26 protein-coding genes are annotated in these 22721 nt (G+C 63.8%); 14 read left to right on the forward strand and 12 right to left on the reverse strand.

Going from position 1 to position 22721, the window contains the following annotated elements; genetic code table 11:
- The first annotated feature begins 25 nt into the window (after positions 1–25).
- The 4 genes from FXB41_RS25915 to FXB41_RS25930 all read left to right on the forward strand — a co-directional run bounded on the left by FXB41_RS25915 (position 26) and on the right by FXB41_RS25930 (position 4256).
- On the forward strand, positions 26–754 hold the full coding sequence (locus tag FXB41_RS25915) for an alpha/beta fold hydrolase (protein ID WP_219683720.1): 729 nt from the start codon (positions 26–28) through the stop codon (positions 752–754).
- Positions 755–787: 33 nt separating this feature from the next.
- On the forward strand, positions 788–1243 hold the full coding sequence (locus tag FXB41_RS25920; RefSeq protein WP_219683722.1) for a GatB/YqeY domain-containing protein: 456 nt from the start codon (positions 788–790) through the stop codon (positions 1241–1243).
- Positions 1244–1393: 150 nt separating this feature from the next.
- Entirely contained in the window at positions 1394–2530 is a 1137-nt protein-coding gene (locus FXB41_RS25925) for an epoxide hydrolase family protein (protein ID WP_219683723.1), read from the forward strand.
- 115 nt (positions 2531–2645) lie between these two features.
- Positions 2646–4256, forward strand: coding sequence for an acyl-CoA synthetase (locus FXB41_RS25930; protein WP_219683726.1), 1611 nt, complete (start codon positions 2646–2648; stop codon positions 4254–4256).
- A 14-nt stretch (positions 4257–4270) separates the two neighbouring features.
- Here the strand turns inward: FXB41_RS25930 and FXB41_RS25935 are convergent, their stop codons facing one another.
- Positions 4271–6499, reverse strand: coding sequence for an ATP-binding protein (locus tag FXB41_RS25935; RefSeq protein ID WP_007596656.1), 2229 nt, complete (start codon positions 6497–6499; stop codon positions 4271–4273).
- Between the two features lie 316 nt (positions 6500–6815).
- Between FXB41_RS25935 and FXB41_RS25940 the strand changes: the two genes are divergently transcribed.
- The gene (locus tag FXB41_RS25940; protein WP_007596654.1) at positions 6816–7589 is read left to right on the forward strand and encodes a DUF2189 domain-containing protein; all 774 of its coding nucleotides are present in this window, start codon (positions 6816–6818) and stop codon (positions 7587–7589) included.
- A gap of 27 nt (positions 7590–7616) precedes the next feature.
- Here the strand turns inward: FXB41_RS25940 and FXB41_RS25945 are convergent, their stop codons facing one another.
- Both FXB41_RS25945 and FXB41_RS25950 read right to left on the reverse strand, forming a co-directional pair.
- Entirely contained in the window at positions 7617–7808 is a 192-nt protein-coding gene (locus FXB41_RS25945; RefSeq protein WP_219683727.1) for a hypothetical protein, read from the reverse strand.
- Entirely contained in the window at positions 7808–8614 is an 807-nt protein-coding gene (locus FXB41_RS25950; protein ID WP_219683729.1) for a transglutaminase-like domain-containing protein, read from the reverse strand. The genes FXB41_RS25945 and FXB41_RS25950 overlap by 1 nt, the downstream gene beginning before the upstream one ends.
- Positions 8615–9006: 392 nt before the next feature.
- On the opposite strand from FXB41_RS25950, the gene FXB41_RS25955 reads away from it, so the two are divergent.
- On the forward strand, positions 9007–9186 hold the full coding sequence (locus FXB41_RS25955; protein ID WP_035995268.1) for a hypothetical protein: 180 nt from the start codon (positions 9007–9009) through the stop codon (positions 9184–9186).
- Between the two features lie 18 nt (positions 9187–9204).
- On the opposite strand, the gene FXB41_RS25960 is transcribed toward FXB41_RS25955, so the two are convergent.
- Genes FXB41_RS25960 through FXB41_RS25970 form a run of 3 tightly spaced genes read right to left on the reverse strand, consistent with a single transcriptional unit; the run spans position 9205 to position 10491 of the window.
- Positions 9205–9717, reverse strand: coding sequence for an SRPBCC family protein (locus FXB41_RS25960; protein ID WP_219683732.1), 513 nt, complete (start codon positions 9715–9717; stop codon positions 9205–9207).
- Positions 9714–10184 carry an SRPBCC family protein gene (locus FXB41_RS25965; RefSeq protein ID WP_007596642.1) on the reverse strand — a complete coding sequence of 157 codons (471 nt, stop codon included), beginning with the start codon at positions 10182–10184 and terminating at the stop codon, positions 9714–9716. The genes FXB41_RS25960 and FXB41_RS25965 overlap by 4 nt, the downstream gene beginning before the upstream one ends.
- Complete coding sequence (locus FXB41_RS25970) at positions 10177–10491, reverse strand: ArsR/SmtB family transcription factor (RefSeq protein ID WP_219683740.1); 315 nt, start codon at positions 10489–10491, stop codon at positions 10177–10179. Before FXB41_RS25970 ends, FXB41_RS25965 begins: the two co-directional genes overlap by 8 nt.
- A 116-nt stretch (positions 10492–10607) precedes the next feature.
- On the opposite strand from FXB41_RS25970, the gene FXB41_RS25975 reads away from it, so the two are divergent.
- From FXB41_RS25975 to FXB41_RS25985, 3 genes are read left to right on the forward strand one after another with little or no spacing between them, the layout of a single operon-like run.
- Complete coding sequence (locus FXB41_RS25975) at positions 10608–12056, forward strand: LVIVD repeat-containing protein (RefSeq protein WP_219683733.1); 1449 nt, start codon at positions 10608–10610, stop codon at positions 12054–12056.
- A 29-nt stretch (positions 12057–12085) separates the two neighbouring features.
- Positions 12086–12601, forward strand: a complete 516-nt coding sequence (locus FXB41_RS25980; protein ID WP_007596636.1) for a hypothetical protein — start codon at positions 12086–12088, stop codon at positions 12599–12601.
- 45 nt (positions 12602–12646) lie between these two features.
- Positions 12647–13267 (forward strand): LysE family translocator, encoded by a 621-nt coding sequence (locus FXB41_RS25985; protein ID WP_007596634.1) that lies wholly within the window; start codon positions 12647–12649, stop codon positions 13265–13267.
- 11 nt (positions 13268–13278) lie between these two features.
- On the opposite strand, the gene FXB41_RS25990 is transcribed toward FXB41_RS25985, so the two are convergent.
- On the reverse strand, positions 13279–14085 hold the full coding sequence (locus FXB41_RS25990; protein ID WP_219683734.1) for an N-formylglutamate amidohydrolase: 807 nt from the start codon (positions 14083–14085) through the stop codon (positions 13279–13281).
- Between the two features lie 90 nt (positions 14086–14175).
- Here FXB41_RS25990 and FXB41_RS25995 point away from each other — a divergent pair, with 90 nt between their 5' ends.
- Together FXB41_RS25995 and FXB41_RS26000 are read left to right on the forward strand one after the other, a co-directional pair.
- Positions 14176–15087, forward strand: a complete 912-nt coding sequence (locus FXB41_RS25995; protein WP_219683736.1) for a transglutaminase family protein — start codon at positions 14176–14178, stop codon at positions 15085–15087.
- A gap of 90 nt (positions 15088–15177) precedes the next feature.
- Positions 15178–15576, forward strand: coding sequence for a gamma-glutamylcyclotransferase family protein (locus FXB41_RS26000; RefSeq protein WP_035993593.1), 399 nt, complete (start codon positions 15178–15180; stop codon positions 15574–15576).
- Here FXB41_RS26000 and FXB41_RS26005 read toward each other — a convergent pair.
- From FXB41_RS26005 to FXB41_RS26015, 3 genes are all read right to left on the reverse strand, one after another.
- Positions 15573–16136, reverse strand: a complete 564-nt coding sequence (locus FXB41_RS26005; protein ID WP_007596625.1) for a chlorite dismutase family protein — start codon at positions 16134–16136, stop codon at positions 15573–15575. The two genes, FXB41_RS26000 and FXB41_RS26005, sit on opposite strands and share 4 nt — an antisense overlap.
- A 70-nt stretch (positions 16137–16206) precedes the next feature.
- Positions 16207–16446, reverse strand: coding sequence for a BrnA antitoxin family protein (locus FXB41_RS26010; protein WP_245285940.1), 240 nt, complete (start codon positions 16444–16446; stop codon positions 16207–16209).
- A 25-nt stretch (positions 16447–16471) separates the two neighbouring features.
- A complete protein-coding gene (locus FXB41_RS26015; protein WP_007596621.1) occupies positions 16472–16783 on the reverse strand; it encodes a BrnT family toxin in 312 nt (103 codons plus the stop codon).
- A 159-nt stretch (positions 16784–16942) separates the two neighbouring features.
- Between FXB41_RS26015 and dnaG the strand changes: the two genes are divergently transcribed.
- From dnaG to FXB41_RS26030, 3 genes are all read left to right on the forward strand, one after another.
- The gene (gene dnaG, locus FXB41_RS26020; protein WP_219683737.1) at positions 16943–18955 is read left to right on the forward strand and encodes a DNA primase; all 2013 of its coding nucleotides are present in this window, start codon (positions 16943–16945) and stop codon (positions 18953–18955) included.
- Between the two features lie 377 nt (positions 18956–19332).
- Entirely contained in the window at positions 19333–21483 is a 2151-nt protein-coding gene (rpoD, locus tag FXB41_RS26025; RefSeq protein ID WP_007596618.1) for an RNA polymerase sigma factor RpoD, read from the forward strand.
- 209 nt (positions 21484–21692) lie between these two features.
- The gene (locus FXB41_RS26030; RefSeq protein ID WP_371261371.1) at positions 21693–22073 is read left to right on the forward strand and encodes a thiol-disulfide oxidoreductase DCC family protein; all 381 of its coding nucleotides are present in this window, start codon (positions 21693–21695) and stop codon (positions 22071–22073) included.
- An 18-nt stretch (positions 22074–22091) separates the two neighbouring features.
- Here FXB41_RS26030 and FXB41_RS26035 read toward each other — a convergent pair whose 3' ends face one another.
- Positions 22092–22328 (reverse strand): hypothetical protein, encoded by a 237-nt coding sequence (locus FXB41_RS26035; RefSeq protein WP_007596614.1) that lies wholly within the window; start codon positions 22326–22328, stop codon positions 22092–22094.
- A gap of 215 nt (positions 22329–22543) precedes the next feature.
- Positions 22544–22721 (reverse strand): IS3 family transposase (locus FXB41_RS26040; RefSeq protein ID WP_219683741.1); only part of this gene is annotated, 178 nt, incomplete at its 5' end.

A 22721-nucleotide genomic window follows, 5' to 3' on the forward strand; every position in this document is an offset into this window, starting at 1 on the left:
AAATTCCGGGGCTTGGGAGGCAATAATGGACCAGACGATGCCGATTCTGCTGGTTCCGGGATTAGCCTCCTCGTCCCGGATCTATGCGCCGGTGATCCCGGCGCTCTGGCGGTTCGGCCCGGTGATGGTCGCCAACCATGTTCGCGACAACAGCATGGCGGCAATCGCCCGGCGGGTGCTGAGCGAGGCGCCGCCGCGCTTCGCGCTCGCCGGCCATTCCATGGGCGGCTACATCGCCCTCGAGATCATGCGCCAGGCGCCCGAGCGGGTGACGAAGCTGGCGCTGATCAACACCCAGGCGCGGCCCGACACGGAGGAGGCGACCGCGCGCCGCCGCGGCCTGATGGAGCGGGCCAGGCGCGGCGAGCTGCGTGCCGCGCGCGAAGAGGTGTTTCCCGAACTGGTGCATCCCTCGCGCCGCGACGATTCCGGCATTCGCCAGCTCGTACACGAGCAGGGCGAGGACGTCGGCGTCGAAGGCTATCTGCGACAGCAAACCGCGATCATCGCGCGGGTGGATTCGCGGCCGACGCTTGCGACGATCAAATGCCCGACATTGGTGCTGACGGGAGATGCGGACAACGCGATTCCCAACGCATTCTCGAAGGAGATGGCGGAGGGCATTGCCGGCGCAAGGCTCGTCGTTCTGGAGAATTGCGGACACCTGCCGCAGCCGGAGCAGCCTGCGGCGACGGTGCGGACGCTGGTCGAATGGCTGGAAACCCCCGTTGTCTCAGGGCCGCGAACGGCCTAGATCAGGCGTCGGATATTCTAGGGGAGCACGACCATGCTGCGCGACGACATCAACAATGCGGTCAAGGAGGCCATGAAGGCCAAGGAAGAGCGCAAGCTGTCCACGCTACGTATGGTCAACTCGACCATCAAGAACGCCGACATCGAGGCGCGCGGCAGCGGCAAGCCGCCGCTCTCGGACGCGGACCTGCTCGGCGTGTTTCAGAAGATGATCAAGCAGCGCCAGGAGTCGGTCGAGCTCTACGAGAAGGGCGGCCGTGCCGAACTCGCCGCGCAGGAGCGCGACGAGATCGCGGTGATCTCGGCTTACTTGCCGAAGCAGATGTCGGACGACGACGTCAAGAAGGCGATCGCGGACGCGATCGCCGAGACCGGCGCCGCCGGCATGAAGGACATGGGCAAGGTGATTGCCGTGTTGAAGACGAAGTATGCCGGCCAGATGGATTTCGGCAAGGCGTCCGGTTTGGTGAAGGCTGCTCTGACGGGCTAGGCCGTCATTCCGGGGCGACGCATAGCGCCGAGCTATGATGCGCAATTGCGCATCTGAGAATCCATCGCGCCGCCGACTCTGTTGATCGATGGATTCCGGGCTCGTGCTCCGCACGCCCCGGAATGACAAGAAAAAATGGGGAGGCAACCGATGACCGCCATCAAGCCGTTTCGCATCGCCATCAGCGACGATATCCTCACCGACCTCAAGTCGCGCCTCGCTCGCACGCGCTGGCCGGAGGCGGAGCTGGTCGACGACTGGAGCCAGGGTGCGCCGCTGACATGGATCCAGGAGATCTGCACCTATTGGGCCGACGGCTACGACTGGCGCGCGCGTGAGGCCCAGCTCAACCGCTTCGAGCAGTTCACCACCGAGATCGACGGGCTCGACATCCACTTCCTGCATGCGCCCTCGAAGGAGCCGACGGCGCTGCCGCTGATCATCACTCATGGTTGGCCCGGCTCGATCGTCGAATTCCAGAAGGTAATCGCGCCGCTGGTCGATCCTGTCGCGCATGGCGGCAACCCCGCCGATGCCTTCCACGTCGTCTGTCCGTCGCTGCCGGGCTTTGGGTTCTCGGGCAAGCCGAACACCACCGGCTGGGGCGTCGATCGTATCGCCGCGACCTGGGCCAGGCTGATGGACCGGCTCGGCTACGCGCGTTATGGCGCGCAGGGCGGCGACTGGGGCTCGGCGGTGACGACCTCGCTTGGCATGCAGGACGCCGAGCATTGCGCCGCCATCCACATCACGCTCGCCTTCAACGCCGCGCCGAAAGTCGAGGGCGAACCGACACCGGAAGAGAAGCGCGCGCTCGCCGGCCTCAAGCATTACGTCGACCTCGACTCCGGCTATTCGAAGCAGCAATCGACGCGGCCGCAGACACTCGGCTATGGTCTGACGGATTCGCCGAGCGGGCAGGCGGCCTGGATTCTGGAAAAATTCTGGGCCTGGACCGATTGCAACGGTCATCCCGAAAACATCTTCACCAAGGACGAGCTGCTCGACAACGTCATGCTCTACTGGGCGACGGAGACGGCGACCTCGTCTGCGCGGCTCTATTGGGAAAGCTTCGGCAAGCGCCGGACCACGCCGATCGTCAAGGTGCCGACGGGCGTGGCTGTCTTCCCCAAGGAGATCATCACGCCGGTGCGGCGCTGGATGGAGCCGAACTTCCACAACATCACGCATTGGAGCGAGATGGAGAAGGGCGGGCATTTCGCCGCGTTCGAGCAGCCGGAGCTGTATGTCGGCGAGGTCAGGAAATTCTTCCGGACGGTGCGGTAGCCACAGCCGTCATGCCCGGGCTTGTCCCGGGCATCCACGCCCTTAAACTGGGGCCAAACAAGAACGTGGATGGCCGGAACAAGTCCGGCCATGATGACGCGGCCGGGAAACGACCATGCTCACCGAAGCCAGCACCTACGACGAACTCTACAGCAATTTCCGCTGGGAGATCCCGGCGCGCTTCAACCTGGCGGAGGCCTGCTGCGATCGCCACGCCGACGGCACCGGCCGGCTGGCGCTGGTCTATGTCGACGAGAACGGCGCCGTCACGCGCACATCCTTCGACGAGGTCGCGGAGATGTCGCGCCGCTTCGCCAATGTGCTGAAGGCGGATGGTCTTGCCCGCGGCGACCGCGTCGCGGTGTTCCTGTCGCAGTCGCTGGAGCTGCCGATCGCGCACATGGCCGCGTTCCGTTCGGCGATGATCTCCATTCCGCTGTTCGCGCTGTTCGGCGAAGACGCGCTGGAATTCCGTCTGTCGAACTCGCAGGCCAAGGCGATCGTCACCGACGCGGGAGGCTGGGAGAAGCTTTCGAAGATACGCGACCGTCTGCCGGAGCTGAAGAATGTCTACATCGTTGGCGAACGAACGCCGGCGGGCACGACATCGTTCTGGAATTCGGTCAAGGCGGCATCGCCCGACTTCACGCTGGTGGACACGTCTGCGGACGATCCCGCGCTGATCATCTACACCTCGGGCACGACAGGCAATCCGAAGGGCGCGCTGCACGCGCACCGCGTCGTGCTCGGACATCTCCCCAATGTCGAGATGTGCCACAACTTCCTGCCTCGTCCCGGCGATCTGATGTGGACGCCGGCAGACTGGGCCTGGATCGGCGGCCTCATCAACGGCCTGTTGGCATTCTGGTATCACGGCATTCCCCTGGTCGGCCACCGCGCACGAAAGTTCGAGCCACAAGCGGCGATGCAGATGATGGCCGATCTCGGAGTGCGCAATGTCTTCCTGCCGCCGACCGCGCTGAAGCTGATGCGGCAGGCCGGCGTGACGCATTCCGGCGTCAAGCTGCGCAGCATCTTTACCGGCGGTGAGTCCCTTGGCGGCGAGCTGCTCGGCTGGGTGCGCGAGACTTTCGGCGTCGACGCGCATGAGGTGTTCGGCCAGACCGAATGCAATCTCGTGATCGGCAGCAACGCGAATCTGTTTCCGATCCGCCCCGGTTCGATGGGCAAGGCGACGCCGGGTTTCGACGTCCGCATCGTCAACGACAGAGGCGAGGAGCAGCCACGTGGCCAGCGCGGCATCATCGGCGTGCGCCAACCCTGTCCTTGCGCGATGCTCGAATACTGGCGCAATCCGGAGGCGACGGCGAAGAAATATGCCGGCGAGTTCCTGCTCACCGGCGATCTCGGCGTGCAGGACCAGGACGGTTACTTCTGGTACGTCAGCCGCGAGGACGACGTCATCACCACCGCCGGCTATCGCGTCGGCCCGTCCGAGATCGAGCACACGCTGATGAAGCACCCGGCGGTGGCGATGGCGGCCGTGGTCGGCATCCCCGATCCGATCCGCACTGAATCGATCAAGGCCTGGATCGTGCTGCGCCCGGGCTTTGCCGCTGGCGACGCACTCGCGCGCCAGATCCAGGAATTCGTCAAGGTGCAACTCGCCGCCCACGAATATCCACGGTTCGTGGAATTCGCGGAGACATTGCCGATGACTGCCACCGGAAAGGTGCTGCGCCGCGAGCTGCGAGCGCTCGGGTAGAGCACACCGTCATCTCACCGCGACGGCGCCGACAGCGCGGACCGCAGCATCGCGGCGAGGTCTCGCCGCCGGAACGGCTTGGTCAGCACGCGGGCATCGCCAATCCCGTCGGGGGCCTTGACCGGATTTTGGCTGTAGCCGGAGGTGAAGAGCACCTTGAGCCCGGGCCGCAGCTGGATTGCTTGCCTGGCAAGCTCCGGCCCGAACATGCCGCCGGGCATCACGACGTCGGTGAACAGCAGGTCGATGTCCCCGGACTGGTGCAACAGGTCGAGCGCAGCCGGGCCGCTCGCGGCTGTGATGACGCGATAGCCGAGCGTCTTCAGCTCGCTTTCGACATAGGTCCGAACCATGTCGTTGTCCTCGACGACGAGAATGGTCTCGCTTCCTTCGCGCGCGACGATCCCTTCGGCGGGTGAGGCGTCCTCGTTTGGCGGCGTGGCCAGGCGGGGAAAGAACAGCCTGACTGCGCTGCCTTGCCTCGGCGCAGACTGCATCTGCACCAATCCGCCGGACTGCCGCACAAACCCGTAGACCATGCTCAGGCCAAGCCCGGTCCCCTTGCCGACCTCCTTCGTGGTGAAGAACGGCTCGAACGCCCGGCTCGCCACCTCGGCGGTCATGCCGCTGCCGGTGTCGGTCACGGCCACCATGACATAGTCGCCTGGTCGCGGTTCGCCATTGATGTCCAAGTCGGATTCGCCGAGCGAGACGTTGCGCGCCTCGATGGTCAGCCTGCCGCCCAACTGCATGACATCGCGCGCGTTGAGCACGAGATTGAGCAGCGCAGTCGTTAGCTGGCCGGGATCGACGCTGATCAACCACAGGTCCGGTGCGAGCGCGAAGGTGCATTCGATGTGCTCGCCCAAGGGGCGGCGCAACAAGTGCTCCATCTCTTGAATCTTCTCACCGATGTCAATGTCTCGCGGCCTCAGGGGCTGCTTGCGCGCGAAGGCGAGCAGGCTGCGCGTCAGGTCGGAGCCGCGTTCGGCGGCTGTCGCGATGTCGCCGGCGATCCGGTGCAATTCCTTGTTTCCCGTCAGCCTGTCGGCAAGGTGCTCCGAATTGCCGAGAATGACGGTGAGGAGGTTGTTGAAGTCATGCGCCACGCCGCCGGTGAGCTGGCCCATGGCCTCCATCTTCTGGGATTGGCTGAGCCTCTGGTTGAGGTCCGCGATGGCCGCGCGTTGCTGCTCAAGCGACTCGGCGGTGCCATTGAGCAGGGTCATCAATCCGCCCAGCTCGCCGCGCGGATGGGGAGGAGGAATTCGCGCGCTGAGATCGCCGAGCCCGAGTCTCTTCGCCATGTTGGCGAGCCGCCCGACCTGGCGCCCGACGCTCACGGTCGCGAGGATCCATACACCGGCGAGCAGCAGCAGCAAGGCCACCGCGAGGATCGCCATGTCCTCGTAGAGCCGGCGATTCGCCGCCGCGACCAATCCGTCCTTGGAGCGTCCGACCAGGATGTAGAGGCCGGCATCACGGATCGAAGGTGAGTGGGCGACGGCCCAGACTTGCGTGCGGCCGTCGCGATCGGTCACTTCCTGAAATGCCTTTTGATCGGGAGCCGCCGCGAAGCGGAGCAGATCGGATCCCGCAATCGACGCGCCCACGGGCGCGGTCCAGCCGTCTCCCGAGGGGGCGACAAGAACGGTGCCCTTGCCGTCGATGAGCAGGATATCCTTCTCGGCGAGCAGCCGCTTGTGGTGATACTCGGCGAATTTGCGCAGGTTGAACGAGGCGAGCAGCACCAGCTTCAGCGCACCCGCCTCCGATCGCACCGGATATGCGATCTGGAGCACCGATGTTCCGGTCAGCCGGCCGAATACCGGCTCAACCACGACGCTGCGCGAGACCAGGGCCTGCTTGAAATAGGCGCGATCCCTCAGATCGAGGGTGCGGTTGGTCCGCAGCGAGTCGCAGAACAGGCTGCCGTCCGGGTCGATCGTCAGGATTCCCGTGAACTGAGGGTATTCCTCGCGCACGTCCGACAGAAACGCCGAGCATGCCGCCTTGTCGCGCGTGTCGATGTCGCGCGCTCGGGCCAGACCGTAGTGAAGCTGCGCGGTTCCTTGAATCTTCTCACTCAGATCGCTGGCAATGTCGTCGGCCGACGCCGCCAGATTGGCCAGGGCGGCGTTGATCTCACTGCTCCGGTTCTGCACGAAACGCAGCCCGACGAGGCTCGCCGGCACCAGCATGGCCGCGATGACGAGTATCAGTAGCCGGGTACGCAAGCTCATCGGTCGGACGGTCCACTCTGGTCATCGCAGGTGCTCGTTCAAGGACCCAATTTGCGGCACCATCCTCCGCTCAGTCCATAGGCAACGGGCCGAAAAAGTCCTCGGCGGGAAAGATTCAGAGCCGCGTGCAGCACGGATGAGCTCCCCGAACGGAGCGCCGCCGCCGGCGCGACGGCTTTCCTCGGTCTGCGCCGGCGGCGTCGGGATACCGTCGTGCAGCAATCCAACTCGCGCGTGCGCGCTGGCCGCGGGGACGCTAAGATCAAGGTCAATCCGCGCGCGACGGAGATCGCGCCGGCCAACGAGGAGGTAGCTGATGTCCATTTCGGGCAAAGTCGATCCGGTGGTGCGTCCCGTCGCGGCGACCGACATCGCCGAGGCGCTGGTCGAAGGCCTGCGTGATTTCCAGGCGCTGCCGCTTTACGGCCTCTGCTTCGGTGGGCTCTACGCCGCCGGCGGCATCGCCATCATGCTGTGCTTCACTGCGTTCGGCATGGTTTATCTGGTCTATCCGCTGGCCGCCGGTTTCGCGCTGCTCGGGCCATTCGTGGCGATCGGGCTCTATGAAGTCAGCCGCCGCCGCGAACGCGGCGAGCCCGTCTCGCTCGGCGCGATCTGGTCGGCCGTGCGCGCGCGCAGCGAGATCGGCTGGATGGCCTTCGTTACGCTGTTCGTGTTCGTGGTCTGGATGTATCAGGTGCGGCTTCTGATCGCGCTGCTGCTTGGCCTGCATGCCTCGTTCTCGAGCCTACAGGAATTCATGACGGTGGTGCTGACCACGAACGAGGGCTTGCTGTTCCTGGGCATCGGCAACGCGGTTGGCGCGGTGCTGTCGCTGATCCTGTTCTCGCTGACCGTGGTGTCGTTTCCGCTGCTGCTCGACCGCGAGGTCGATTTCGTCACGGCGATGGTGACGAGCGTGCGCGCGGTCGTGGCCAGCCCGCTGCCGATGATTGGCTGGGCCGCGGTGATCGTGATGGTCCTGATCGTCTCGGCGCTGCCGTATTTTCTGGGGCTGGTGGTGACGTTGCCCGTGCTCGGGCACGCGACCTGGCATCTTTATCGGCGGATCGTGGTGCCGGTGGCGTAGCAGGAAGCCGAACGCAACGGCAGCGAGCTATTCACCCGATGCCAGCCGACGCTCGCCGGATGAGGTCAGTTCGAGTTCGCCGAGGCGCCTGATCGCATAACCGAGGTTGGTCAGGCGCTCGCCGTGCGCTTGCGGAATTTCGCCTTGTACCTTGCCCTTGCCGATCTCGGCCAAGGACGCAAATTCATCGGCGCTGAGCGCAACGCTGTTGTCTGTCATCAGGCAACCTCGTCGGTCCATACTTTGAAATTGAGCAGCTTATTCGGACCGAAGGTCTGGGTGATCGGGACGTCCGCGGCATCGCGTCCTTGTGCGATCAGCACGCGGCCGATCCGCGGCGTGTTGTTGCGGGGATCGAACATGTGCCAGCTTCCGCCGAGATAAGCCTCGAACCAGCCGGCGAAATCTCCCACGGCCCAGGGCTTCGGCGTGCCGATGTCGCTGAGATAGCCGGTGCAGTAGCGCGCCGGGATGTTCATGCAGCGGCAGAACGCGATGGCAAGATGAGCATAGTCGCGGCACACGCCCTTGCCTTCGTCGTAGACTTCCCGCGCCGTCTTGGTTGCGCGCGCGTGCTCATAGCCGAAAGCGATGTGACGATGAACGAAATCGCAGATGGCCTGCACCCGCGCCCAGCCTGGCGGCGTGTGCTCGAACAGTTTCCATGCGATATCCGACAGGCGATCGGTCTCGCAATAGCGACTGCCGAGCAGATAGACGAGCGTGTCGGTCGGCAGCGCCTCGACGGCGTGCTGAGCCGCGTTCGGGAACACCGGGTCGGGCAGGCCGCTGTCGCTCACGACGCCGTCGCCGGCAAGCCGAAAGGCGCCGGCCGGCGCCACGATGCGGCTGCACCAATTGCCGAAGAGGTCGCGATAGGGAGTGATCGGAACCGAGGGTCTGGTGGTCACCAGGTCGGGCACGATGACATCGGAGGCGCGCGTGAAGTGCGTGCCCAATACCATGATCATGGGCGTGGGCTGCGGGAATTCGTACAGCATCTCAAACCCGACGCGGAGCTTCATACGTTTTTCCCTTGGCTAAGCTCCCAACATGGCTACGAAGCGGCCGATCACAAGGCTTTGACGGCTTATTCGCTCGCGCGCGGCATTTGGCACTTCAAAAGTGCGGCACTGGTGAGAAAACGATAGCTAATTGCGGCGATTGCGCGCACGGTGCGGGAATGTCGAAAGATCTGTCGTTTCTGCGCCTATGCAGCGCCACGACTATTCGCGCGACGTGAAGCGCCTCATTCCCTCGCACCGGCGGAGCCGGCTCATCGCGACGTCGCAACAGCGGTCGTCGCGCATATTGCCCGCTCCAGCGGGTGAGTTGGACGCGGCAGCCTCGTGCCGCAGACGCCTGAAGGTTTCACCGCGATTCGATCATGAGATCGAACGCCAACCGAAAGCACCCGATGCAAGCTCTCTCCCCACGGCACGTCAAGACAGAAGAAGCGCTCCGGCTCGGCGTCGAGTCGGGCTGGTACGCGATCAAGGTCAGCGGGACCTTTGTCTCGGGCCCGCACGGCTCGGAAGCGGATTGCAGTCGCAAGATCGACGAAATCAATCCGCCTCCGGTGAAGAAGAAGCGATGACGGGGCGGAATTCGTCCGCTACGGCGTCTTGATACCCATCGCCTTCAACGCTTCCAGCATCTGCACCGGCGGCGCCATCTTGATCTGCGGCGCCTTGCCCGTTTCCAGCAGGCTCTTCAGCCCCGACAGGATTGCGGGCCAGCCGGTGCGGCCGCCGGAGAGGATGTCGTCGCTGAGCGGACGGTCGTGACGTTCGCTCATGGTGAGGCGGACGGCCTCGCCGGCTTGTTCGATCTCATAAGTGACAAGCGTGGTGCCGAGCTTCGCGACGAGGTCGGGCCAGTTGACGTTCCACGTCACCGTCAGCTTGGTCGGCGGATCGTATTCGAACACGTCACCCGAGATGTGTTCCGACCCGTCAGGCGCGCGGACGATGAATTTGCCGCCGAGTCTTGGCTCCATCTCAACCGCAAAGCCGGAAAAGTATTTGCGGCTGAACTCGGCGGAGGTCAGCGCCTCCCACACCTTGTCCGGCGTCGCGGCGATGTAAATCGTGTAGACGGTGAGCGGCTTGAACTCATCGAGGTTCATCTTGCATCGAATCCCTTGTTGAGGGCTGCACGCGGAATGGCCAGCACTTTGCCGCTTTCCAGCAGGCTCTTGAGACCGGACAGGATCGCCGGCCAGCCGTTGGAAACGGCGCCGAGATATTTGCCGCCTTCGACGAAGCCGTCATGCAGCACCGTCAAACGCACGAGCGAGCCGAACGGTTCGATGGTGAACACGACGCGCGAGATCGGCTCACTGCGCAGCTCCTCATATTTCTCATGCTTGAAGCTGTAGGACAACCGCCGCGGCGGATCGGCTTCGAGGATCTCGCCGGAATCCGTGGTCTCGCCATCCAGCAGCAGCGCGAAAGGGGAGCCGATTTTCCAGTCGGATCTGACCTCGGCGCCGAACCAGTATTGCTTGCTGAACTCGCTTGATGTCAGCGCCTCCCACAGCCTCGTTGGCGTGGTCTCGATGTAGGTGACATAGACGAATTGCGGCTTACTCATCACGCTTCTCCAACTGGCGTTTCAACTCGCCGAGTGCGGCGAGCTTGCCGCGCTCGAATTTCTTGATCCAGCGTTCGCCGATCTGATGGATCGGAACCGGATTGAGATAGTGCAGCTTCTCGCGGCCGTGCCTGATGGTCGTGACCAGATTGGCGTCTTCCAGAATGGCAAGGTGCTTGGTCACCGCCTGGCGCGTCATCGCGAGGCCTTCGCAGAGCTCGTTCAGCGTCTGGCCGTTCCTGGTGTGAAGCCTGTCGAGCAGCGACCGTCGTGACGCATCGGCGAGCGCTTTGAAGACCTCATCCATGGCGGCGATAATAGGCAACCAAATGGTTGCCTGTCAAGATGGTCTCTTTGGCGCCAGCAAATGGCTGTGCTAGCGTCAACGCTCAGCCAACACAGATTGGTTCCGGGAGGACTTTGATGTTCCGTTGGGTCCCGCTTGCGATAGGCCTCGCCGTTTCTGCCTGCAGCATCGCGGCACAGGCACAACAGGAGCAGACCATCGGCGCGCCGCCTGAAGCTTCCAACATGAAGCTGGTCGGTGTGAGCGACCTTCAGGCGCGCAGCGCGTATCAGCCGACCATTCATCACCAGGGCGACCGCTGGATCGCCTATATCGGTCATCACGGCGGCACTGACGATGTGCCCGCGCCCGTCAATCCGATGACGGGGCAGGCCGAGCCGAACGGAACCTCGATCGTCGACGTCACCGATCCCGCGAAGCCAAAGTATCTGCGGCACCTGCCGGGGCAGGAAGGCAAGTATGAATCTGGCGGCGCGCAGATGGTGCGGGTCTGCGACGGCAAATCGCTGCCGAAAGGGGATTCCAATGCGGTCTACATGCTGCGCACTTTCGGTGGTCAGGCGCATGAGATCTGGAACGTCTCCGATCCCGCAAGCCCGGTGCTCATCACGCGCATTGACGGTCTGAAGGACACGCACAAGAGCTGGTGGGAGTGCGACACCGGCATTGCCTTCCTGGTCTCGGGCGCGCCGGACTGGCGCACGCGGCGCATGACGCAGGTCTATGATCTCAGTGATCCCGCCCATCCACAGAAGATCAGGGATTTTGGCCTGCCCGGTCAGGAGCCCGGTTCGACCGGCCCGGTGCCGACCGAATTGCATGGACCGATCTCGACCGGGCCCAACGGCAATCGTGTCTTTTTCGGCTACGGCACCAACAAGGGCGGCATCCTGCAGATCGTCGATCGCGACAAGCTCTTGAACGGGCCGAAGGAGCCGACGCCGGACAATCTGCGTTTTCCGGAGATTTCGCGCCTGCCGATGTCCGCCTTCAACGGCGCACACACCACGTTTCCGATGCTCGACATGCCGGTTGCGGAATTTGCCGAGGACAAGGACGGCAAGACCCGAGACATCGTCATGATCGTCGACGAGGCGATCCTCAACGAATGCGGCGAGGCGCGGCAGATGGTCTGGTTTGCCGACGTCACCACCGAGACGCGGCCGATGATGATCTCGAGCTACACCGTGCCGGAGGCGAGCGGACAGTTCTGCCAGCGCGGCGGCCGCTTTGGTTCGCATTCCGCGAACGAGAGCATGGCGCCGGTCTATTACAAGAAGATGGCTTTCATCGCCTTCTTCAATGCCGGCGTGCGCGCGCTCGACATCCGCGACCCCTATCATCCTAAGGAAGTCGGCTACTTCATTCCGTCGATCACGAGCGCGACCGACAAGCGCTGCATCCCGATCGAGGGCGGCCAACGCTGCAAGGTCGCGATCCAGACCAACAATGTCGAGACCGACGACCGCGGATATGTCTACATCGTCGATCGCGCCAATACCGGCCTGCACATTCTCGAATTGACCGGATCCGCGCGCGCCGTCGCCGGTCTGCCGAAGACCTGACGATGCGGCGTGGGGCAGCGTTAGCAGCAATGGTGATCGCACTCGGTGTGTCCGGGGTCGCGACCTATCAGCTTGCGCCGGCACCCGCCGAAGAGACGGCGCGCTGGCGCGAGATCGCCTGGCCGTTCCCGCGCGACGGCTGGCCGTCCGGGCGCGCGTTCCGTTGCGATGGCGCCTGCGCCGGCACTGAGCTGTACCTGCGCGCAAAACGCGGCTTTTGCAGCTGTGACCGCGGTGTCGCCGATGACGACGAGGTCGATCGTGTTGCGGATATAGATCTGATCAGCCCGCGCTTTGCGGCCGTCGCGCCGGGTGAGGAAGTTGGCATTGGAGCGATGCGCGGCCGTGCCAGGCGCTATGATCTGGATAGGCCCGACCACACTCGTCACGCCGCGCTCGGCATCGCCGTCTCACGGGGCTGCGATCTCTTCGTTGCGGCTGCGCAGGGAAGCGGGGGAACAGGCGTGATGCAGCGCGCGGTGCTCGTGTTCCTGCAGACGCCGGAGATGAAGACGTGGGTGACGGCTGCGCTGGACGGAAACTGAGGGTCATGCATTAATGTCCCAAACCGCTCTCAGCGAGTCCTCCCCATGATGTCTCTGCAAGCCTATCTCGCCTTCCTTGCCGCCTGCATCGCGCTCGCGCTGCTGCCGGGGCCGATCGTCACCCTCGTCATCGCCAACGGGCTGCGTCACGGCACGCGTGCGGCGCTGACCAATGTGGCCGGTGCGCAGGCCGGCCTCGCCATCGTCATCGGTATCGTCGCGGTCGGCCTGACCTCGCTGATGGCGACCATGGGCTACTGGTTCGACTGGGTGCGCTTTGCCGGCGCCGCCTATCTGGTCTGGCTCGGCATCAAGCTGATCTGGGCGCCGGTCGAGGGCGTCAAGGTGGACGAGCCGCCGGCGCCGCCGCGCGGCGGATTCTTCCTGCAAGGTTTCCTGGTGCTGCTGTCGAACCCGAAAGTGCTGGTGTTCTTCGGCGCCTTCATCCCGCAGTTTATGGACATGAACCGCGACCACTTCCCGCAGGTCGCGCTGCTGGGAGCTACCTTCATGGTCACTGCGGTGATGACGGACGCGCTCTACGCCATCGCCGCCGGGCGTGCCCGAAAGTTCTTCTCGGCTCGCCGCACCCGCATGATGTCGCGCATCTCCGGCGGCTTCATGATCGGCGGCGGCATCTGGCTGGCGCTGACCAGGGCGAAATAACCGCCATCGGGCTAATCGACCAGCCTCGCCGCCCGCAGCTCCAGCTCGATCTCCGCGAAAATCCGCGCCAGCCGCTCGGCCCATTGTTGCTGGCCGGACTGGTCGGCGATCAGATCCTGGCGGATCTCGATGCCGGTGTTGACGAGGCCGCGGGCTTCGCCATGCACGGGGATGGTGTAGTCGGTGAGGTCGTTCACCGCATAGGGTTCGTTATCGCCGACGACGAGATCGCCCTCGCTGCGCAGATGTTTGAGCAGCAGCTGCGGCAGCACGGTGTCGCGATTGTAGAGCGCGCCGATGTGCCAGGGACGCGCGACGCCGGCGTAAACGGGGGTGAAGCTGTGCAGCGACACCAGCACCGTCGGCCGCTTGTCGTGCACGCGGCGGTCGATCGCGGCATCGATACGGCGGTGATAGGGCTCGAAAATCTCGCGCCTGCGCGCTTTGCGCTCCTGCTCCGAAATTCCCTCGTTGCGCAGGATCGCGGTTGCTTCGGAAATCACGGGGATCGAGCTCATGGCGGCCGGCGGCCGGTTGCAGTCGATCACCAGCCGCGAATAGCGCTGGGCGATCAGATGTGCGCCCAGCATCTCTGCCAGCCGGTCGGCAACCCCCGCGATGCCGATGTCCCAGGCAATGTGCCGCGTCAGCTCGCCTCCCGCGACGCCCAGATCGCCAAGCGTACGCGGCAGGACCCGTCCGTAGTGGTCCGAGGTGAGCAAAAAAGGCGATGTCCCTTGCGCATTCACCTCGTGCACGGGGGGGACGTCACCCTTGCTGAGGAGTTGATTGGTCGCCTCGATTGTGTCTAAAGCCATCCTGATTGCCTAATGAAACAGCAGTCACCCGAAAAATCGGGCTGGATTGCTATAGATTGGTCCGCCCGACATCACCATGATTGCCTGACGATGCCGCTGCTGACGATTCATCACAAGACCGAATATCGCTACACCCGCCCTGTGGCGTTCGGCGAACACAGGATCATGCTGCGTCCCAGCGACGGGCATGATCTGCGCGTGCTCGACTCCAGGCTCGAGATCTCGCCCGAGCCGATGTCGCTGCACTGGATCCACGACGTGTTCGGCAATTCGGTCGCGATCGCGAATTTCGACGAGCGCGCGGACACGCTGGTCTTCGACTGGCACGTCACAGTCGAGCACAATCCGGTCGAGGAGTTCGCGCTGACGCCGGACGACTCGGCCTATTTCTATCCGTTCGCCTATGACGACGAGGAATTTCCCGACCTCGTCCACTACATCACGCCGCAATATACCGATCCCGACGGCGAGATCGCCGAATGGGCGCGCGGCTTTCTCGACGAGGACGCGCCGACGCCGACCTTCAAGATCCTCAGCGGCATGACCCACGGCATCCGCGAGCGGTTCAAGTATCGCAAGCGCCACGAGCTGGGCACGCAGCATCCGCTCGACACCTTGCAGTCCGGTAGCGGAACCTGCCGCGACTACGCGCTGTTCATGATCGAGGCGCTGCGCCATCTCGGCATCGCCGCACGATTCGTCTCCGGCTACATCTTCCTGCCGGAGGATATCGCGCACCGCCATGTGGGCGGTGGTTCGACGCATGCCTGGGTCCAGGTCTACCTGCCGAGCGCGGGCTGGATCGAATTCGATCCGACCAATGGCATCGTCGGCACCCGCGATCTCATCCGCGTCGCGGTCGCCCGCGATCCGCGCCAGGCGATCCCGCTTCACGGCGTCTATATCGGCGCTGCGGGCGCGTTCGATGCCATGGACGTGACCATCAGGGTGGTGTCGGACGAGCAACGCAGCGGCGAGGAGCTGGAAGCCGAAGTTTCGTAGACGCTCACCGCCGTCGTCCTGGCGAAAGCCAGGACGACCATGGAATGTGTGGCGCTGTCGCTCTGCATCATTCGCAGCTATAGAGCCCGCATGATCTCCAATCGTCTTTTCGTCTACGGCACGTTGATGCGCGGCTTCGACCATCCGATGGCGCGGCTGCTTGCCGGGCACGCGGATTTTCTGAGTGAAGCGACCTGCCGCGGCCGGCTCGTTCTGGTGAAGCATTATCCGGGGCTGCTGCTCTCCGATGTGCCGTCCGACCGCGTCCACGGCGAACTCTTCCACCTGCGCGTACCCGACGAGCTCCTGCGCGAGCTCGACATGTACGAGGCCTGCGGTGAGGGCTTTCCCGAGCCGACCGAATATCTGCGCCGGCTGGTCGACGTGACAGGCGCGGACGGGGTGACGGCACCGGCCTGGACTTACATCTACAACTGGCCCGTCACCGATCTGCCGCGCATCGAATCCGGCCGCTTCCTCGATCACTAGGCCGAAAGCACTTCCTTCACCGCGCGCACGTCGACCTCGCGCTCGACATAGGTCCACTCCTCGGTCCGCCGGAGCATCGCGACCAGCTCCTCGAACAGCGAGGCGTGCGCGGGCGCGAATTCGAACCAGGTTAGGAAATCGAAGGGCCCGCCAAGGTCGCGGCAATGATAGAGCTGCCGCGCAATCGCAGGCAGGAAGCGCAGGCTGCTCGCGATGTGATGCGACTTGTCTTCAAATATCCTGCGGCGTTCTTCCTGGGTCAGATCCCACCAGGCCTGCGACTTGCGGATCGGGATCAGCGCGGCGCTGGTTGCTTCCAGCCGGCCGAGGCCGGCCTGCATGGCAGTGAGCTGCTCCTTCTCGCCGCGCTCGGTGTAGCGCAAGCTGCTCGCGACACCGACCAGCCGCCAGGCATTGCGCGAGGGCACCAGCGGCAATGCGATGGCCTCGCTGTCGGTGACCGACAGCGCCGGCATGAAGGCGAGGGGCTCGCCCGTGACGGGCGAAATCGAGGTGATGCGCCAACCCCCGCTCTGGCCGCCTCGGAAGGTCCTGAACATGGCCCATGGAAGCGTGGAACCGGGGCGGGTTCAAGGCTTCTGTCACGAGCCTCCGAAGATATTCTCCGGATCAAGCCCGCTTCTTCGGCTTCGACTTCTGCTGCATGAAGGAGCGCAGCACCGCATTGATGCGCCGCTGATAGCCCTCGCCATCGCGCTTGAAGAAGTCGAGCACGTCCTCGTCGAGGCGGATGGAGATCGCCTTCTTCCTCGGCGGCATCACCAGCACGGCGTCCGACCAGTCGACGTCCTTGAACTCCGCCCAGTCGGGATCATTTGCGATCGAGGCTTCCAATTCCTCGTCCGTCATTGCATCGACACGGGCCCAATCACTATTACCCTTGCGGCGATCTCCCCATCGACGCTTCACGATATGCTCTTTTTTCATCTGGCCTCGGACGTCGCGCTGAAATGATACGGATCGCTTTGTCTCTTCGCGTGAAGATCACTGTCAGAAGTCGGTCGTCGAGTTTTCCGATCGCGATCCACCGCTCTTCGTCGTTGCGATTCGACCGTTTGATGACGACACGTTCGTAGAAGACCTGACTGGCATCGTCGAAGCTGATGCCATGTTTGATCAGATTAGTCCGGTTCTTCTCTTCGTCCCATTCAAACCCGGCAGACGCGAGAGAGCTGAAATCCGGCATCAGTTTCTCTATATATACAATCGTATTTTTGGATTATCAAGCCTGTGGATATGGACTGAACATATCATGAACATTAAATAAGGCGTTGAAGCAAGGCCGGCGTTCGCCTTTCTGAGGTGGGCGCTTCACGCGGCCGAGCTGACAGAGTTCCATTCCGCCATGCGCTTCACGCCCCAATTCCTCGACGAGCTGCGTGCCCGGCTTTCGGTCTCCGAAGTCGTGGGCAAGCGCGTCAAGCTGAAGAAGGCGGGGCGCGAGTGGAAGGGGCTGTCGCCGTTCCAGCAGGAAAAGACGCCGTCCTTCTACGTCAACGACCAGAAGGGTTTTTACCACGACTTCTCCTCGGGCAAGCACGGCGACATCATCAGCTTCGTGATGGAGACCGACGGCCTGCCGTTCGCGGAGGCCGTGGAGCGGCTCGCCAATATGGCGGGCCTTCCGCTGCCGGCGGTGACGCCGGATGCGGCGCGTCAGGAGCAGCGGCGCCGCTCGCTGCACGACGTGATGGATCTCGCGGCGAAGTTCTTTGCCGAGACGCTGGCCTCGCGCGTCGGCGCCAAGGCGCGCGGCTATCTCGCCGATCGTGCGATCTCGCCGGCGACGCAATTGCAGTTTCGGCTGGGCTATGCGCCGCCCGATCGCTTCGCACTGAAAGAGCATCTCGGCAAGCTCGGCGTCTCCGTCGACGACATGATCGAGACCGGCATGCTGGTGGCAGGCAACGACATCCCGGTGCCCTATGATCGCTTCCGCGATCGCGTGATGTTTCCGATCACGGATCTGCGCGGCCGCGTCATCGCCTTCGGCGGGCGCGCGCTGGAGAAGGACGTTCCGGCCAAGTACCTGAACTCGCCGGAGACGCCGCTCTTTCACAAGGGCGACAATCTCTACAACCACCAGACCGCGCGCAAAGCCACCCATGACGGCAGCGCTCTCGTCGTGGTCGAAGGCTATGTCGACGTCATCGCCATGGTCACCGCGGGCTTTGCCGGCAGCGTGGCGCCGCTCGGCACCGCGCTCACCGAGAACCAGCTCGCGCTGCTCTGGAAGATGGCGGACGAGCCGATCCTCTGCTTCGACGGCGACCGCGCCGGCCAGAAGGCGGCTTATCGTGCCGCGGACCTCGCCTTGCCCTTCCTCGCACCGGGCAAGAGTCTTCGTTTTGCGCTGCTGCCGGAAGGGCAGGACCCCGACGATCTCGTGCGCTCCGGCGGTCGCGGCGCGATCGAGGAGGTGATCGCGGCGGCGCGTCCGCTCGCCGAGATGATCTGGTCGCGCGAGCTCGAAGGCGGCAATTTTGCCACGCCCGAGCGCCGCGCCGCGCTGGAGGCCCGCATCAAGGAGCTTTCCAACGGCATCCGCGACGAAGTAGTGCGGCGCTATTATCGGCAGGATCTTGCCGAGCGGCTTCAGCGCGCCTTTGCCCCCGAAGGCGGACGCGGCGGCTTTGGCGGCGGCCGTGGCAATTTCCGCCCTGGCTCGGCCGGTCGTCAGTTCCAGCCCCGCGGTGGGGGAGGCGCGAATCGATTCGGCGGTCAGGGATTTGGTGGCCGCCGCGGCCCGCCCGGTCCGATCCAGCTGCCCTCCGGGCCCTACCAAGCGGCGAGCGCGCAGCTCGCGGCAAGCCCGATCATGCGCGGCCAGCGCAGCGCCATCTCCCGCCGCGAGGCCCTGATCCTGCAAATCCTGATCAACCACCCCTGGCTGCTGCACGATCACCTCGAGGAGGTCGCCGCCCTGGAGCTCGCCCATCCCGAGGTCCATAAGCTCCGGGCCGGCATCATCGCCGCTTTTGCCAACGACCATCACCATTCGCCGGACCCTGGCGAGCTCGCCGAGAAAATGCGCAGCGACCTCGAGAAGGGCGGATTTTCGCAGGCTCTTCAACGGGTTGAGGGCGGCATCACGACGGCGGCGGTGTGGGGCGCCCGCGAGGGCGCGGCACGGGACGACGTTCTGTCCACGTGGCATCAGCTGGTCGCCTTGCATCGGCAGTACCATTCACTACTTAGAGAGCTGAAAGACGCCGAGCTGGCCTTGGGGGAAGATCCCAGCGAGGCCAACATGGCGTGGCTGCGCGACGTCAAGGCTCGGATAGGCGAAGTCGACGGCACCGAGGCCCTGATCGAGGGTTTTGGCGAGCTGTCGGGCCGGTTCCAGAAGAGCGTGTGATGAAAGAATCATGCGGACGGCCGGGACCGGAACCGCTAAAAGACTCGCCAAATCCGAGGTTTGGCGGCAAAAACAGGGTTAATCGAGGCTTAACGGTCTTGTAGCACTTTGGCCACCAGGCGGCCGCAGGCAGAACAGACGCGTCAGGAATGAATCCGCGCAATTGCTGTTGGCACTACACCTGCATCCGCTGCGACAAAGAGGCTCTACGAAGCGTTAGGCAAATCCGGCGAGTGAAAGGTCGGGGGTGGCGACAAGAGGTCCGCGCCGCCCTTTTCGTGTCGAGATCTGACGAAGCGAGAGCATCGAGCAACAGGTTCAAGTGATTTCACGCGGGCGCGGCGAACGTCTGTGTGAAACGCGTTTAGGAGCAATGGATGGCCACCAAGGCAAAGACGCTGCAGGCGAAGGACAAGGAAAAAGACGACAAGGCAGCGGACGCGCCGGAGAAGGACTCCCAGGACGCGCCCTCGCCGTTGCTCGATCTGTCCGACGCGGCCGTGAAGAAGATGATCAAGCAGGCCAAGAAGCGCGGCTTCGTGACCTTCGATCAGCTCAACGAAGTTTTGCCGTCCGACCAGACCTCGCCCGAGCAGATCGAGGACATCATGTCCATGCTCTCGGACATGGGCATCAACGTCACCGAAGCCGACGATAGCGAAGGCGAGGAAGACAAGGACGAGAGCGGCGAGGACGAGACCGACAACGAGCTGGTCGAAGTCACCCAGAAGGCCGTCACCGAGGTCAAGAAGAGCGAGCCGGGCGAGCGCACCGACGATCCCGTGCGCATGTATCTGCGCGAGATGGGCACCGTCGAGCTGCTGTCGCGCGAAGGCGAAATCGCGATTGCGAAGCGCATCGAGGCCGGCCGCGAGGCGATGATCGCAGGGCTGTGCGAAAGCCCGCTGACCTTCCAGGCCATCATCATCTGGCGCGACGAGCTCAACGAAGGAAAAATCTTCCTTCGCGACATCATCGATCTCGAAGCCACCTATGCCGGGCCCGACGCCAAGGCCGGCATGAACAATGCGATGATCGCGGGTCCCAACGGTGAGACCGGTGAAGCGCCGGCCGAAGGCGGCCAGGTCACCGGCGCCGCGCCCGCGCATGTCGCGCCGCCCGCCGCACCGCCGTCGCCGACCCCGTTCCGCGCCGCGCCTGTGCCCGGCAATGCCGGCGAAGCCGCGAAGGATCCGGCGGAGTCCGCCGCCGAAGCCGACATGGACGAGGACGACGAGTTCGAGAACCAGATGTCGCTTGCGGCGATCGAGGCCGAGCTCAAACCGAAGGTCGTCGAGATCTTCGACAAGATCGCCGACAGCTACAAGAAGCTGCGCAAGCTGCAAGAGCAGGACATCCAGAACCAGCTCGAGAGCACCTCGCACGGCCCCTCGCTGTCGCCGCACCAGGAGCGCAAGTACCGCAAGCTCAAGGACGAGATCATCGTCGAGGTGAAGTCGCTGCGCCTCAACCAGGCGCGTATCGACTCACTGGTCGAGCAGCTCTACGACATCAACAAGCGCCTCGTCTCGCATGAGGGCCGCCTGATGCGCCTCGCCGACAGCCACGGCGTCGCGCGCGAGGACTTCCTGCGCAACTACACCGGCTCGGAGCTCGATCCGCGGTGGCTCAACCGTGTCTCGAAGCTGTCGGCCAAGGGCTGGAAGAACTTCGTCCATCACGAGAAGGACCGCATCAAGGACCTTCGCCACGAGGTGCATCAGCTCGCGGCCCTGACCGGCTTGGAGATCATCGAGTTCCGCAAGATCGTGCACTCGGTGCAGAAGGGCGAGCGCGAAGCCCGCCAGGCCAAGAAGGAGATGGTGGAAGCCAACCTCCGTCTCGTGATCTCGATCGCCAAGAAATACACCAACCGCGGCCTGCAGTTCCTCGACCTGATCCAGGAAGGCAACATCGGCCTGATGAAGGCGGTCGACAAGTTCGAGTACCGCCGCGGCTACAAGTTCTCGACCTACGCCACGTGGTGGATCCGGCAGGCGATCACCCGCTCGATCGCCGACCAGGCGCGCACCATCCGCATTCCCGTGCACATGATCGAGACGATCAACAAGATCGTGCGCACCTCGCGCCAGATGCTCAACGAGATCGGCCGCGAGCCGACTCCTGAGGAATTGGCCGAAAAGCTCGGCATGCCGCTGGAGAAAGTGCGAAAAGTCCTCAAGATCGCCAAGGAGCCGTTGTCGCTGGAGACGCCCGTCGGTGACGAAGAGGATTCGCACCTCGGCGATTTCATCGAGGACAAAAACGCGATCCTGCCGATCGACGCCGCGATCCAGTCGAACCTGCGCGAGACCACCACGCGCGTGCTGGCCTCGCTCACCCCGCGCGAAGAGCGCGTGCTGCGCATGCGCTTCGGCATCGGCATGAACACCGACCACACGCTGGAAGAAGTCGGCCAGCAGTTCAGCGTGACCCGCGAGCGTATTCGTCAGATCGAGGCGAAGGCGCTGCGGAAGTTGAAGCATCCGTCGCGGTCGCGGAAGCTGCGGAGCTTCTTGGATAACTAGTTCAAGCGCCGCGACTTGGCGGTTGTTGAGACAATAACGGCGGGCGAAAGCCCGCCGTTTTCGTTCGCGCCTACTTCGACCGCGTTCAGCCAAAGAGCCTCATCAGCTTTCTATCGGATTATACTTCCGATGAGAAAGGTGCATCGATCTTGCAATGCCGAATGGATGGCTGCTGCCTCGACGTGGCGCAGATCGACATTTATGCTTCGATGATGCCGGCTCACCTCACCGTCTGGTACAACACCCGCTGCCCTGTCTGCGATGCCGGCATCGACTGGCAGCGCAACAAGCTGCTCGCGTTGGTGCGCGCGGGCACGATCGAATTCAGGGATATCAACGAGCAGCCCGATGCGCTGGCGCACTTTGGCGCCACGCTCGACGATATCAGGCGCCGCCTGCATGCGACCGATGAGGCCGGCCGACTTATCGTCGGCGCGGATGTCGCGATTGCGCTGTGGAGGCTGACGCCGGGAGAGGGGTGGCTTGCGGGGTTGTTCGGCAATCGCGTGGCGCTGCCGTTCACCCGGTTCTTCTATGACCGGTTTGCCGATCTGCTGTTTGCCTGGAACAGGCGGGCCGGGCGCTGGTGAGCGCCTGCCTGGATCGGCCTATTTCTTCTTCGCGCCGACCCGCTCGAGGTTCTTGATCTCCAGCGCCGGGCGGCCGGATTTTTCGGCGATCTCGCGGTCCTGCTCCATGATGAAGGCGCGGGCCGGCTCGTCGCCGTCGAGGCCGCCGAGCAATTCGGCGGGCACGCGCCGGTTGGAGCGTTGGGAGCCGTCTTCATAGAAGACGTTGAAAAAGGCGAATTCGCCCTTGGGATTGGTTCCGGGTTTTTTGGCCATGGCCGGCTTTTCGTCGATCAGGGGGCCATAGTCAAATGACTTTGGCAGGTTTCCGGAGGCCGGCTGCGGACGCTGCTGCGGCAGAACTGGCTGGGCGATCGATCGACGAACCCGTTTGCGCGGCGCTTGGATGTCGGGTGGAAGCGTCCAGCGCTTCGTAAAACCCGATGCGCTCCTTCGAGGAGATGATCTTCCCCCAAAAAAGTGGACATGGATCAAGCCGATTTTAGCTCCATCTCGACCGGGCTGATATAGCCGATGGCCGAGTGTCTTCGGGTCTGATTGTAGAAGCCTTCGACGTAAGCGAAGATGTCGCGCTCGGCTTCATTGCGGGTCTCATATTGACGGTGATGGATCAGTTCGGTCTTGAGGGTGTGGAAGAAGCTTTCCATC

Origin of the sequence: Bradyrhizobium canariense (assembly GCF_019402665.1) — a bacterium.
GTDB classification, from domain to species: domain Bacteria; phylum Pseudomonadota; class Alphaproteobacteria; order Rhizobiales; family Xanthobacteraceae; genus Bradyrhizobium; species Bradyrhizobium canariense.

Coding starts and splice junctions, on each gene's coding strand:
- rpoD (WP_007596618.1), top strand. CDS start 19,333: ATGGCCACCAAGGCAAAGACGCTGCAGGCGAAGGACAAGGAAAAAGAC.
- FXB41_RS25920 (WP_219683722.1), top strand. CDS start 788: ATGCTGCGCGACGACATCAACAATGCGGTCAAGGAGGCCATGAAGGCC.
- FXB41_RS26010 (WP_245285940.1), bottom strand. CDS start 16,446: ATGACGGACGAGGAATTGGAAGCCTCGATCGCAAATGATCCCGACTGG.
- FXB41_RS25975 (WP_219683733.1), top strand. CDS start 10,608: ATGTTCCGTTGGGTCCCGCTTGCGATAGGCCTCGCCGTTTCTGCCTGC.
- dnaG (WP_219683737.1), top strand. CDS start 16,943: ATGCGCTTCACGCCCCAATTCCTCGACGAGCTGCGTGCCCGGCTTTCG.
- FXB41_RS25985 (WP_007596634.1), top strand. CDS start 12,647: ATGATGTCTCTGCAAGCCTATCTCGCCTTCCTTGCCGCCTGCATCGCG.
- FXB41_RS25915 (WP_219683720.1), top strand. CDS start 26: ATGGACCAGACGATGCCGATTCTGCTGGTTCCGGGATTAGCCTCCTCG.
- FXB41_RS25935 (WP_007596656.1), bottom strand. CDS start 6,499: ATGAGCTTGCGTACCCGGCTACTGATACTCGTCATCGCGGCCATGCTG.
- FXB41_RS25945 (WP_219683727.1), bottom strand. CDS start 7,808: ATGACAGACAACAGCGTTGCGCTCAGCGCCGATGAATTTGCGTCCTTG.
- FXB41_RS25965 (WP_007596642.1), bottom strand. CDS start 10,184: ATGAGTAAGCCGCAATTCGTCTATGTCACCTACATCGAGACCACGCCA.
- FXB41_RS25950 (WP_219683729.1), bottom strand. CDS start 8,614: ATGAAGCTCCGCGTCGGGTTTGAGATGCTGTACGAATTCCCGCAGCCC.
- FXB41_RS26000 (WP_035993593.1), top strand. CDS start 15,178: ATGATCTCCAATCGTCTTTTCGTCTACGGCACGTTGATGCGCGGCTTC.
- FXB41_RS25970 (WP_219683740.1), bottom strand. CDS start 10,491: ATGGATGAGGTCTTCAAAGCGCTCGCCGATGCGTCACGACGGTCGCTG.
- FXB41_RS25930 (WP_219683726.1), top strand. CDS start 2,646: ATGCTCACCGAAGCCAGCACCTACGACGAACTCTACAGCAATTTCCGC.
- FXB41_RS25940 (WP_007596654.1), top strand. CDS start 6,816: ATGTCCATTTCGGGCAAAGTCGATCCGGTGGTGCGTCCCGTCGCGGCG.
- FXB41_RS25990 (WP_219683734.1), bottom strand. CDS start 14,085: ATGGCTTTAGACACAATCGAGGCGACCAATCAACTCCTCAGCAAGGGT.
- FXB41_RS25955 (WP_035995268.1), top strand. CDS start 9,007: ATGCAAGCTCTCTCCCCACGGCACGTCAAGACAGAAGAAGCGCTCCGG.
- FXB41_RS26035 (WP_007596614.1), bottom strand. CDS start 22,328: ATGGCCAAAAAACCCGGAACCAATCCCAAGGGCGAATTCGCCTTTTTC.
- FXB41_RS25925 (WP_219683723.1), top strand. CDS start 1,394: ATGACCGCCATCAAGCCGTTTCGCATCGCCATCAGCGACGATATCCTC.
- FXB41_RS25995 (WP_219683736.1), top strand. CDS start 14,176: ATGCCGCTGCTGACGATTCATCACAAGACCGAATATCGCTACACCCGC.
- FXB41_RS26015 (WP_007596621.1), bottom strand. CDS start 16,783: ATGCCGGATTTCAGCTCTCTCGCGTCTGCCGGGTTTGAATGGGACGAA.
- FXB41_RS25980 (WP_007596636.1), top strand. CDS start 12,086: ATGGTGATCGCACTCGGTGTGTCCGGGGTCGCGACCTATCAGCTTGCG.
- FXB41_RS25960 (WP_219683732.1), bottom strand. CDS start 9,717: ATGAACCTCGATGAGTTCAAGCCGCTCACCGTCTACACGATTTACATC.
- FXB41_RS26030 (WP_371261371.1), top strand. CDS start 21,693: ATGATGCCGGCTCACCTCACCGTCTGGTACAACACCCGCTGCCCTGTC.
- FXB41_RS26005 (WP_007596625.1), bottom strand. CDS start 16,136: ATGTTCAGGACCTTCCGAGGCGGCCAGAGCGGGGGTTGGCGCATCACC.